Origin of the sequence: Anabaena sp. FACHB-83 (genome assembly GCF_014697485.1) — a bacterium.
In the GTDB taxonomy this organism is placed as follows: domain Bacteria; phylum Cyanobacteriota; class Cyanobacteriia; order Cyanobacteriales; family Nostocaceae; genus Nostoc_B.
In genome coordinates this window covers 1-13,137 of the sequence record NZ_JACJRY010000022.1, presented here as the reverse complement: position 1 = coordinate 13,137, position 13,137 = coordinate 1, and the positions used below count along the sequence as shown (strand labels likewise).

At 42.0% G+C, this 13,137-nt stretch carries 5 protein-coding genes; 1 reads left to right on the top strand and 4 read right to left on the bottom strand.

Features of this window, described 5'->3' with window-relative positions:
* The first annotated feature begins 89 nt into the window (after window positions 1-89).
* The gene (locus H6G79_RS22920; RefSeq protein ID WP_190590657.1) at window positions 90-2,678 is read left to right on the top strand and encodes a U32 family peptidase; all 2,589 of its coding nucleotides are present in this window, start codon (window positions 90-92) and stop codon (window positions 2,676-2,678) included.
* A gap of 5 nt (window positions 2,679-2,683) precedes the next feature.
* Here the strand turns inward: H6G79_RS22920 and H6G79_RS22915 are convergent, their stop codons facing one another.
* The 4 genes from H6G79_RS22915 to H6G79_RS22900 all read right to left on the bottom strand — a co-directional run.
* Window positions 2,684-3,976 carry an MFS transporter gene (locus H6G79_RS22915; protein ID WP_190590658.1) on the bottom strand — a complete coding sequence of 431 codons (1,293 nt, stop codon included), beginning with the start codon at window positions 3,974-3,976 and terminating at the stop codon, window positions 2,684-2,686.
* 1 nt (window position 3,977) lies between these two features.
* Window positions 3,978-8,381 carry a non-ribosomal peptide synthetase gene (locus tag H6G79_RS22910; RefSeq protein WP_190590659.1) on the bottom strand — a complete coding sequence of 1,468 codons (4,404 nt, stop codon included), beginning with the start codon at window positions 8,379-8,381 and terminating at the stop codon, window positions 3,978-3,980.
* A 109-nt stretch (window positions 8,382-8,490) separates the two neighbouring features.
* Window positions 8,491-11,682: a non-ribosomal peptide synthetase gene (locus H6G79_RS22905; protein ID WP_190590660.1), complete on the bottom strand. Its 3,192-nt coding sequence runs from the start codon at window positions 11,680-11,682 to the stop codon at window positions 8,491-8,493.
* 12 nt (window positions 11,683-11,694) lie between these two features.
* On the bottom strand, window positions 11,695-13,137 hold a 1,443-nt coding region (locus tag H6G79_RS22900; RefSeq protein WP_206758804.1), incomplete at its 5' end, for a non-ribosomal peptide synthetase.

Genomic DNA, 13,137 nt, shown 5'->3' with positions numbered 1-13,137 from the left:
CCTCCAAATACAGCAAAATCTGGGGATCTATCGCTGCAAGTTTTTATTGATAGAATCGCTATGGTGATATTTAAATCTATCTCAGCCTGATGAAAAGCGATCGCACACAAAACCCACAAATTTCTGTTCAACGTCCTGAACTACTTGCGCCAGCAGGTAACTGGGAATGTGCTAAAGCTGCTGTTGAAAATGGGGCTGATGCGATTTATTTTGGTTTAGATAGGTTTAACGCCAGAATGCGGGCGCAAAATTTTACTGAAGCTGATTTACCGCAATTAATGAAGTTTTTACATCTGCGGGGTGTAAAAGGCTATGTTACTTTAAATACTCTCATCTTTCCGCAAGAATTAGCCGAGGCACAGCAATATCTCCGTACAATTATTGCGGCTGGTGTAAATGCAGTAATTGTCCAGGATGTTGGTATTTGCCGTCTAATTCGTCACCTCTCACCAGATTTTCCTATCCATGCTTCCACTCAGATGACTATTACCAGTGCTGCTGGGGTGGAATTTGCTAAATCTCTCGGCTGTCAGTTGGTAGTGCTGGCGCGGGAATGTTCGATTAAAGAAATTCAGAAAATTCAGCAAGCCACCACTTTACCATTAGAAGTTTTTGTTCACGGTGCTTTGTGTGTTGCCTATTCTGGTCAGTGTTTGACGAGTGAAGCTTTGGGTGGACGTTCGGCAAATCGGGGTGAATGCGCCCAAGCTTGTCGGATGCCTTATGATTTAATCGTTGATGGTGAAATTGTTGATTTACAAGAACGCAAATATTTACTCAGTCCCCAAGATTTGGCGGGGTTAGATGTATTACCAGATTTGGTGAAGGCTGGGGTAACTAGTCTCAAGATTGAAGGGCGCTTGAAAGCGCCGGAATATGTTGCAAATGTCACCCGCGTTTATCGAGAAGCATTAGATAAGGTGATGGCGGAATTGGAAAGACCTAACCCCCTAACCCCCTTCCCTAGTAGGGAAGGGGGAATTAAAACTCCCCGAAGCGGAGAGGGGAGAGGTCAAGAACAATACAACTTAGAAATGGCGTTTTCCCGTGGACTATATACTGGCTGGTTTAAGGGAATTAATAATCAAGAATTAGTTCATGCGCGGTTTGGGAAAAAGCGCGGGGTTTATTTGGGGGAAGTTACTCGCATTCGTAACGAACAAGTAACGATTAAGTTAGAAGCACCTGTGAAACCAGGAGATGGAATTGTATTTGATTGCGGTCATCCAGAGGCGAAGGAAGAAGGCGGTCGGGTTTACACGGTGACACCCAAAGGTCAGGAAGTTGTACTGACTTTTGGCAAAGATAGCCTCAACTTCCGGCGGGTGCATATCGGTGATAAAGTTTGGAAAACCAGCGACCCAGAATTGGATAAACAACTGCGTCAAAGTTTTGCTGGTGACAACCCCCAATTTCAGCGGCCGATATCGTTGGAAATTTATGGCGAAGTTGGGCAATTATTGATGGCGATCGCCCGCGATGAACTTGGTAATATCGTACAAGTAGAATCTGCGATCGCACTAGTCGAGGCACACACCAAACCTTTAGACACAGACCGTTTGCGGGAACAGTTCGGTCGTTTGGGTAACACCCCCTTTTCTCTGGGAACTTTAACTAATCATCTCCAGGGCGCTGTCATGGTTCCCGTCAGTGAGTTAAACCGGATGCGTCGAGAAATTGTCGCCCAGTTAGAAGAGTTACGCAGTCAACCCAAACCCTGGGAATTACGTCCGGATGTATCTTTACAAGACTTACTTCCGGCTGTCTCTCCCCCATCTCCCACATCTCCCGCACTCATAGTTCTAGTCCGCAACCTCAAGCAACTCCAAGCCGCCTTGAATACTGGTGTGGAAACTCTCTACTGTGAATTTGAAGACCCCCGCACCTACCGCCAGGCCGTAGAACTAGTACATCAACACAGAACTTCCCCACTCCCCACTCCCCACTCCCCACTCCCTCAAATATGGGTTGCACCTCCCCGCATTACCAAACCTGGGGAAAACTGGATTTTACAACAAGTGCGGGCGGCAAATGCCGATGGTTATTTGGTGCGGAATTATGATCAGTTACAATTCTTTGGTGCAGATAGATGCGTTGGCGATTTCTCACTCAACGTTGCCAACCCTTTAACCGCAGATTATTATCAGCAGCACTTTGGTTTAGAAAGACTAACTGCATCCTACGATTTAAATATTCATCAATTAGAAGACTTACTGAGCAGTTGTCCACCGCAATGGTTTGAGGTGACAATTCACCAGCGTATACCAATGTTTCACATGGAACATTGTGTTTTTTGTGCCTTTCTTTCTGAAGGTACTGATTATACCAACTGTGGCAGACCTTGTGAGCAACATGAAGTCAAATTACGCGACCGCGTTGGTAGTGAACATATCCTCCAAGCTGATGCCGGTTGTCGAAACACCGTATTTAATGGTACAGCCCAAACTGGAGCCGAATACGTACAGCGTCTGATAGAACTGGGTTTACGCCACTTCCGCATTGAGTTTGTCAATGAAACACCAGAACAAGTGACAAAAACTATACAGCGTTACCGTCAGCTACTCCAAGGCGAAATTTCCGGTTCCCAACTTTGGCGAGAGTTGCAATTACAAAATCAGTTGGGTGTCACTCGTGGCCCCTTGGGTTTATCTCCAGTCGGCGGCGGTAGGAAGTTGTAACTTTCTCATACAATATCAGCAATTGCATCTGGTAGTTGCTGGTTTAGCCGTCGTAGAGGTTGATACAAATAACCAAAAGCGATCGCGATCATATTCAAAATTCCGACGACAACAAACAAAAAAGCAATACCATATCCTCGACCGACACCAATCAACTTGCCAACACTTCCAGCTAATAAACCATGAGGGGCAAGTAATGGCTCGAAAACTCCATCTACTAAAGGCCCTGCAATTAAATAAGCAAGCGGTAGTGATGCGAAAGCCAGCATACTTCGCACGGCAAACACACGCCCCTGGACAGTGGGTGCAACTTTTCTCTGCCAGATGGCCTGGTCACAGCCATTAATCATCGACACCCCAAAATAGTAGATGAAAGCAGCTGCAAAGAAAACCGGCACAGCAGGTCTCAGCCCTGCAAGTATGATGGACAATGCACCTGATAGGCTAAAACCAAACACACCAAGGATGCGGTTTTTCGGGCCTCCCCAAACGCTCATCACCAAACCACCAACCAGCATCCCGCTTCCACCAATAGATAGCACTGTACCCAATACATTAGCAGTGGCAAATGCTAATACCAGTGGTGTAACTAGTACGCTGACAACTCCCGTTAAGAAATTAATCACAGCAAAAAAAATCAATAATCCCAGAAGTCCAGGACGTGCGGTGATGTATGTCCACCCATAGGTGAACTCCTGCAAGCGCCAACTTTTCTTGACTTCATTGTCTGTGGTTGTTTTCGGTTCAGGAAATCGAACAACTAAAAGCGTCACTAGGGAAACGAGAAAAGTAACGCAGTCAATCAAGATTACGCCTTGAATCTGAATAGTTACAACCAACACACCTGCTAACATCGGTGCAAGTAGCCGTGAAGTTGCTTCTGCTAGTTGCACCATACCACTGGCTCGACCAAGATGTTGCTTGGGGACAAGCATTGTAGTTGCAGCCGCATAAGCAGGCCACTGAAAGGCGTTAAAGATGGAACTGATTGCTACAGCTAAGTAAATGTGCCAAATTTCCAGCTTACCAATTACCAGCAACAGCGCGATCGCTAGGGTACTCACTCCGGCTCCCACATCACTCAATATCATACAATTACGCCGATTCCAGCGATCTACCAGCACACCAACCAAGGGTGACAACAAAATACTTGGCAATATTGTGAACAAATAAATCAGAGCAAATTGCGTGACTGACCCCGTATTTTGGTATACCCAAACACCTAAAGCAAATTGAGTCAGCCCAGAGCCAATCAATGAGACAAGTTGCCCAAACCAAATCAGGGTAAATATTCGCATTCTAGAGATGTGGGTGATTCAGGAAACCTTGATGAGTAAAGTAAGAGAAGTAGTTTTTCAGAAGTTCGTCATCGATCGCCGGACAGACAATAGAGGTATCTGCCAGTTTATCAAGGGTGTTTTGGCAATCGAACTGTACCATTTTTGTGTTGACTCTGTTTTCTGGAAACAAAGGTAAAAGGGCATACAAGGTTGGATCTGAAGAATGTTTTGCAGCCGTGATCAATTCTTGTCGCCATTGTTCATAAGTCACTAACCGCAGTGGATAGCCATAAGAACGTACCCAATCGATCAGTTCTTGCAGTTTAATTGGTTGGGGATTAAGTAAATGAAAAACTTCACCAATTGATTCTTTTTGCTGAGATAAATAAACGATCGCCTGACTTACATAGTCTACAGGAGTCATATCCACGAAACCAGTAATTTCCGGCACACTACCAAGCTGGATACAGCATTTAATCATATTGAACATAAAATCACTTGTATTCCAGATGCCTGTTTTGCTGTTTCCTGTGATTCTTCCTAGTCTGTGGATAGTCACAGGTAGTCCCCTCGAAAGTGCGATCGCTACTAATTTTTCTGCTACCCATTTACTCTGAGCATAGCCACCTTCGAGGATTTCTCCCTGTTCCCAATAGTCTTGTTCTCGAAATACTTGCACTTCAGAATCGCTTTGTGAGGGAAACACAGAAAGGGTAGAAACATAATGCACTGGTTTAATTTTAATGAGACTTGCTAATCTCAAAACTTCCTGGGTTCCGAGAACATTAGCTGCCTTTAGCTGCTCGTATGGATGAATAAAATTAACTAAAGCACCATTGTGATAAATCACATCTATATTATTTGCCAATAGCAAAAACTCTTCCTGAGCCAGTCCAAAAAATGACTCAGATAAATCTCCCACAATCGGAATAATTCTAGAACTAAAATTTTCCTGCCAAAGTGAATATATTTCCAAGTTTTGGCAGAGCTTGTTTTTACCTGATTCAGCATCCTTAGAACGTACCAAACAATAAATATCTGCTGAAGTTTTTTGCAGCAGTTCAGCAAGTAAAAAAGCTCCTAAAAAACCTGTTGCTCCTGTTAATAAAATCCTAGCTGGTTCGGTTGTATAATTTCTGGGGAGAGATTCAGGAAAAATTGTGCGATCGAGAACAGCTTCGGCTTGCAGATCCACAACATTTTCCCGAACAATAGTATTAGAACCACCTGTTGTTTGCAGCATCTCAATACTTTCGGCAAGACTGGCTACAGTCAGCATTTCAAATAGACTACGCAAGGGTAACTCTACTTGAAAAGTTTCTCGTACTCGAAAAATCATCTGAGTCAGCAGTAAAGAATGACCACCCAATTCAAAAAAGTTATCATTAATACCAACTTTTTCCCGAACTAGTAACTCAGCCCAAATTGCCGTTAATTTCTCCTCAGTTGATGTCCGTGGCGCTAAGTAAATTGTGTCGTCATTATATGGATTTTCGTTAGCTATTGATAACGCTTTCCGGTCTACTTTGCCATTAGGAGTAAGTGGTAGTGACTCCAACATGACAAAGAATTTTGGCAGCATATATTCTGGCAACCTATCCCTGAGAAAGCGACGTAATTCACGGCTATTGGGAACTGAATTTTGCTTGGGAACCACATAAGCTACTAAGTATTGGTCGCCTGTAGCATTTTGTTGCGCGATGACTACAACTTCCTTAATTTCTGAATGTTGAGTCAGCATCACTTCAATTTCGCCAAGCTCGATGCGAAAGCCGCGAATCTTCACTTGCTGATCAATCCGACCGAGAAATTCAATGTTACCGTTTGGAAGATAACGCCCTAAATCTCCAGTTTTGTATAGACTTTCTGATGCTAATTTTGAATTTTTAAAAGGGTTAGGAATAAATTTTTCTTCAGTTAAGTCTGGACGATTTAAGTAACCTCTGGCTAAACCAGCACCGCCAATATAAATTTCCCCCTGAATGCCAATGGGAACAGGATGTAAGTTGTTATCTAGGACGTATATTTGAACATTATTAATAGGCTTACCAATAGGCACTCTTGATAATATACTTTCTGACGAAAATCGAGCTTTTGGTAACTTGTAAATTGTTGCCACTACAGTTGACTCTGTAGGCCCATATCCGTTGTATAACTGCGGGTAATCACCCACATATTCTTGCCACATTTTTACTTGTTCTAGTAGTGCCTGTTCTCCGCCAATAATGACTAAACGCAATGATTCAGGTAGTTTGAGTTTTGCCGTCGTTAATTCAAAAGTCAAATGATGCCAATATGCTGTAGGTAAATCTAATACTCTAATTTTCCATGCTTGACATTGTTTGAGAAAATTCGGGATATCAATTAACATCTGTTCATTACGTAGCACCAGTTTGCCACCACAGATGAGGCAAGGATAAATTTCTTCGACTGCTGTATCAAAGCTAATAGAGGCAAACTGTAGAATACTGTCAGACTGGGTAAACCCATATTCAACAATTGCCGCCAGAGTGAAATTCACTAAAGACTGATGTTGAATCATCACTCCTTTTGGTTTGCCTGTAGAACCTGATGTATAGATGATATATGCCAGATTTTTTGGTGTCGCACTACTTATGAAATTCTCTTCACTTTCAAGCGCAATTACTTGCCAATCAGTATCCAAGCAAACTATGTGCATTCCAGCAAACTCTTGTTTTACCAACAAATCACTCTGAGTTAAGAGGACTGATACTTGTGAATCTGATAACATCCAAGTTAATCGCTCTTGGGGATAGGTGGGATCTAAGGGTACATAAGCACCTCCAGCTTTGAGAATGCCTAATAACCCGATAATCATGGAAAGCGATCGCTCGACACAAATACCCACCAGCACTTCTGGTTTCACACCAAGGGAATGTAAGTAACGTGCTAACTGATTTGCCTTGGCGTTTAGTTGTCGATATGTTAATTTCTGCTCTCCAAAGATGACTGCAACAGCATCCGGTGTTTGCGCTACTTGAGCTTCAAACAACTCATGAATACACAAATCTGGCAAATTTTCTGTTTTTTTGCTGTTCCACTTTACCAATAAAGTCTGCAATTCTGTTTCTGTCAAAATTGGCAAGTCCCTGAGACTCTGGTCAGGATTAACCACAATACTTGTCAACAAAGTTTGCAAATGCCCGACCATTCTCTTAATTGTGGCTGCTTCAAACAAATCAGTGTTGTATTCTAAATTCCCAATTAGTCCTTGCGGTGTATCTGTCATCGATAAAGACAAATCAACCTTAGCTGTCTTGCTCTCCACTATCACAGGATTCAAAATCAGTTCTGGCAACTCCAAGGGTGGCATCGGGGCGTTTTGCAGGACAAACATCACCTGGAACAGTGGCGTATGGCTAAGACTGCGTTCTGGCTGTATTTCTTCTACCAGCTTCTCGAAGGGCAAGTCTTGATGGTCAAATGCCCCGGAAGTGACTTTTTGTACTCTTAAAAGCAACTGCCGAAAACTAGGGTTATCCCCAAGGTAAGTACGTAAGACAAGCGTATTAACAAAAAACCCGATTAATCCTTCGATTTCCGGGCGGTTGCGGTTAGCAGTAGGTGAACCTACGATGATGTCCCCTTCTCCTGTATAGCGGAAGAGTAATGTTTTAAATGCTGCCAGCAGAGTCATAAACAAGGTAACTCCTACCTGCTGGCTAATGTGTTTGAGTGTCTGGGATAAATCAGCAGACAAGGAAAAAGACTCGGTTGCACCTTGAAAGTTCTGGACTGCTAACCTAGGGCGGTCTGTGGGCAGTTTTAAGACGGGTAAAGAACCTGCTAACTGTTGTTTCCAGTAATCTAAATGAGTTTGCAGTACCATCCCTTGCAACCACTCTCGTTGCCAGATAGCATAGTCAGCGTATTGTATGGGCAGTTCGGGAAGTGGTGCAGCAGTCCCAGTTGAAAAGGCTGTGTAGAGGGCTATTAATTCGCGGATGAAAACTCCCATCGACCAACCATCAAAGATGATGTGATGTAGGGTTAGCAACAGGAGATATTCATTTTCGCTTAATTGGAGCAAGGTAACACGCACTAACGAGTCCTGTGCCAAATCAAAAAAGTATTCTGCTTCCTTGGTAATTAGTTGCTGGACTTGGGCTGTACGGTCTATTTCTGAACATTGAGTCAGATTCACTACAGGTATAACTATACTTTGGCTTTTGGCAATGATTTGCACTGGATTTCCATCCACTGTGGTAAAGTTAGTACGCAAAATTTCGTGACGATTGATGATACTTTCTAAAGCCTGTTGTAAAGCTTCTACTTGCAAATTCCCAGTGATTCGTAAGCCATAAGGCAGGTTATATACTGAACTATTTGGTTCTAGCTGATGCAAAAACCACAGTCTTTGCTGGGCAAAAGATGTAGGAAAAATAAATAGTTTTTCTGTCATACTTAGATAGGAATAGAAGAATTAGGAAACGAACCACAAAGAGCGCATAGACGCGATAGCGGCTTCCCGCAGGGTAGGGCGCAAAGCTAAGAGAGGGGGAAAGGGTTTTTTATTTCAATCGGTATTGGTCACGAGATACTGGCTTGATGGCAGGTATTTGTAGTTCCTGATTAGTTTTAATAACTTGGGAAAGTTCGTAAATTGTCGGATGTTGAATGAACTCTTGTAAAGAAAAATTTAATCCTCGGTTATTAGCTCTGGATAATACTTGAATACTGCGAAGTGAGTCTCCGCCTAACTTTAAAAAGTTGTCGTGAATGCCCACTTTTTCTATGCTGAGAACTTGTGACCAAATCTCTGCTAGTGCTACTTCAATGGGAGTGCTGGGCGGGACAAATACTGCTTCTAGATTTGGTCTTGCTTGGTCTGGGATGGGAAGGGCTTGACGATCTACTTTGCCATTGGGAGTTAGTGGAAGTGTTTTTAGCATTACAAACACTGAAGGCAGCATATAATCTGGCAAGTAATTTTTTAAGAAGCTACGTAAATCATCAATTGTGGGTACTTGCTCTTGTTTGGGGACAATATATGCTGTTAAACGTCGGTGAGTGTTGATATCTTCTGGGGCGATCGCGATCGCTTGTTGTACGGCTGGGTGTTGATGCAAAACAGCTTCAATTTCAGGTAGCTCAATTCGATATCCACGAATCTTTACTTGCTGATCAATCCGACCGAGAAATTCAATGTTACCGTCTGGAAGATAACGCCCTAAATCTCCAGTTTTATAAAGACGTGCATTTGGTTGATCGCTAAATGGATTGGGAATAAACTTTTGAGCAGTTAGTTCTGGACGATTCAGATAGCCCTTCGCTACACCTAAACCACCAATATATATTTCTCCAGCAACTCCAATTGAAACTGGCTGGAGATGAGCATCTAGTACATAAATTTGAGTATTGGCAATTGGGCGACCAATGGGAACAGAATAATTTAAATCATGATTTTGACAATTATATACACTACTCCAAACGGTGGCTTCTGTAGGGCCATATTCATTAAATAAGGCGACGTTAGGCAATAATTCACGATGCTGCTTAACAAGTTCCTTGGGACAAGATTCACCCGCAACAATTACGGTTTTGAGGCTGAGTAGTTTTTGTGGTTGTGCTTGCTCTAAAATCAGCTTGTAAAGAGATGGTAGACATAATAAATGAGAGATTTCTTGTTGAGCGATCGCCTCTATTATCTGTTGAATATTTAATTGCCAGTTGTCAGGTAAAATAAATACAAAACCACCTTGACAAAGTGTCCAAAAAATCCCAGCGACAGAACTATCAAAAGCAAAAGGTGAAGTTAACAAAAAACCTGTTATTGATTGTTCATAATAACGCATCCGAGCAGTTGTCGAGTGAACTAAATTTTGATGAGTAACTTGCACTCCTTTGGGTTTTCCTGTAGAGCCAGAAGTATAAATTAAGTAAGCTAGGTTCTCAGGCTTTACTTGATTTTGAGGATTTTCATCACTTTCTTGAGTAATTACATCCCAAAGAGTATCTAAACAAAGTACCTTCGCTTCAATATCAGGTAAATTTTTCACTAACCGTTCTTGGGTCAAGATGATTGATACTTGGGAATCTGCCAAAATATAATTCAATCGCTGTTGAGGATACAAAGGATCAATTGGTACATATCCTCCTCCAGCTTTGAGAATGGCTAATATCCCTACTAGCATTTCCCAAGAACGTTCTATACAAATCCCCACCAATACATCGGGTGCAACTCCCAAAGCTTGAAGATATTGTGCTAATTGATTGGCTCTGGTGTTTAGTTCTTTATAAGTTAGTTGTTGATTTTTAAACACCACAGCTATGTTTTCTGGGGTACGTTTTACCTGCTCTTCAATTAATTGATGGATACACTTATCATTAACATTATCTATTTTTGTATTATTAAATTCAATAAGTAGTTTTTGTTGTTCAATATCAACAATGCTACGGGTTAACTTTGCTAGTGTTGTGTCAGGATTGGCAACTATATTATTTAGCAGTATTTCTAAATGACTTAACATTCTATCTACTGTCATTTGATTGAAGTAACGTAAGTCATAAAATATATTCAAAGATAACTGCGACCAAGGTTTAACTAATAAAACCAGTGGATAGTTAGAGTTGATAAAAGAGCGAACTTGAGCAATTTTTAAGTTTTTGGTAGGTAAATTAGCAAGATTGGCTGAGGCGTTTTCAAATACCAAAATACTATTAAATAAAGGTATGCCAGGAGGTACTTGACTCCAACTTTGGATTTGAACTAAGGGGGTACATTCGTATTTAAGTAAACTCAGTTGTTGAGCATGAAGTGATTTCAGCCAAGATATCAATGATGCTTCACCAGAAACAAATACGCGCACTGGTAAGGTGTTGATAAAAAGTCCCACCATTGACGCAACCCCCAATAATGTTGGTGGTCGTCCAGAGACAACTGTGCCATACACCACATCTGCTTCATTGTTGTAATAACTTAACAGCAGCGCCCAAACTCCTTGTATCAAGGTGTTGAGAGTTAAATGATGTTGTTGTGCTAAAGATTTCAGTGCTTGTGTGGTGGCTGGCGAAAGTTGGACTTGTTGTTGATGGAAACCTTCTTGTTGATTGTTTCCATCTGTTGTCAAAGCGGTTGGTGTTGTGAAGCCCTGAAGATATTTTCGCCAAAAAACCTCCGCCTCTGATAAATCTTGCTGTTTTAGCCAACTGATGTAGTCTCGATAGGGGCGGCTTGGTGGTAACTGGAGAATTTGGCCTTGACAAAGTGCCTCGTAACAGGACAAGAACTCTTTGAGAATTGTATTAACACACCACGCATCTACGACTAAGTGACAAATACTCCAAATAAATTGGTAAGTATCTACATCTGTTTGGATTAAAGTCAGCCGCATTAAGGGGGGTTGAGCCAAATCGAAGCCGCTTTTTTGGTCTACTTCCAGGTAACTTTGTAGTTGCGCTTGTTGTTGAGTTGTGGAAAGCTCACGCCAATCATATTGCGCGATCGCCAGTTTAACTTGTCTGTGTACTATCTGGACTGGCTGATTTACACCTTGCAATACAAAAGCTGTTCTTAAACTCTGATGTCGGTCTATTATTTGTTGCCAAACCTGCTCAAAAGCTGAGATGTTGAGATTTGCGTGTAATGTACATACTGTTTGCTCTACATACATCCTCCCATCTGGAGCCGAGAGAATGTGAAACAGCATACCCTGTTGAGTGGGTGAGAGTGTGTAGATATCCTCGATGTTTTTCGCTTCCATAGCTTGAATTTTCTACTTATTGTTTAAAAAAAGCTGATTTAGTTCTTCTTGAGTTAATTCAGCTTCTGGAAAGTCGGAAGGTTTGAAGTTTAATGTATCGCTGGACAATAAATTAGCAATGGGCGCTACTTCTTCCTGGGGAGGGGAAATTATCTCCACAACTGTGGCTAATTCTGCAATTGTGGGATATTCAAATAGCTGATTAATACTGAATTTCAATCCTGCTTCGTAAGCTTTAGCTGCAATTTGAATACTTTGAATTGAATCTCCTCCCAACTCTAAAAAGTTGTTGTAGATACCTACCTGCTCAATTCCTAAAACCTGACTCCAGATTGCTTCTAGTATCTCTTCTACTACCGTGCGGGGTGCGATATAAGCAATTTTTTCCTCATCGGATTGTACCTGTGTGGATGTTGGCAAACGGCGATAGTCAACTTTGCCACTTGGAGTTAAGGGCAATTCTTCTAAGATGACAAAAGTACTAGGAAGCATATATTCTGGTAACTTCTGCCGCAAGAAACTACGAAATTCCTGAGTTGTAGGTGCTGGTTTTTGTTGTAGTACGATGTAGGCAATTAAGCGTTTGCCATTTGAGTCTTCGATAACTGTGGCGATCGCTTCTTGAACCACAGGATGTTGGAGTAAAATTGCCTCAATCGCTGTTAGTTCAATCCGATAACCGCGCATCTTTACCTGACGGTCGATACGTCCCAAAAACTCAATATTGCCATCTGGCAAATAACGCCCTAAATCCCCAGTTTTATAAAGACGTTCTGATGTTGAATTTTTCAATGGATGAGAAATAAATTTTTGGGCGGTTAGTTCTGGTCGATTCAGATAGCCTTGCGCCACACCCAAACCACCAATATATATTTCTCCAGCCACACCAATTGGTACTGGTTGCAGATGAGTATCTAGTAAATAAATTTGAGTATTGGTAATTGGACGACCAATTGGCACAGAATGATTTAAATCCTGATTTTGACAATTGTATACACTGCTCCAAACGGTGGCTTCTGTTGGGCCATACTCATTAAATAAGGATGTATCAGGCAGTAGTTGACGATGGCGTTCCACTAATTCTGTAGGACAAGATTCTCCAGCAACAATAACTGTTTGTAATGAAACAAGTTGTGCTGGGTCTATAGTAGCCAGTAGAGTTTTATAAAGTGAAGGAACACTCAACCAATGTGAAACTTGATGTTGAGTAATTACCTTGGCTATTTGCCAAATATCTCGTTGAAAACCCTCAGTTAATAACACCAGTTGACTTCCTTGACATAAAGCCCAAAAAATCACGGCGACTGAACTATCAAAGGCAAAAGAGGGAATCAATAAGAAACTAGTAGTCTGCCAAGATAACTTTGCGTGGTGGCTGGCAGAGGGGCAGAGGGGCAGAGGGGCAGGGGAGAGAGTACCTTCATTCCCCCCTGCTCCCCTGCTCCCCTGCTCCCT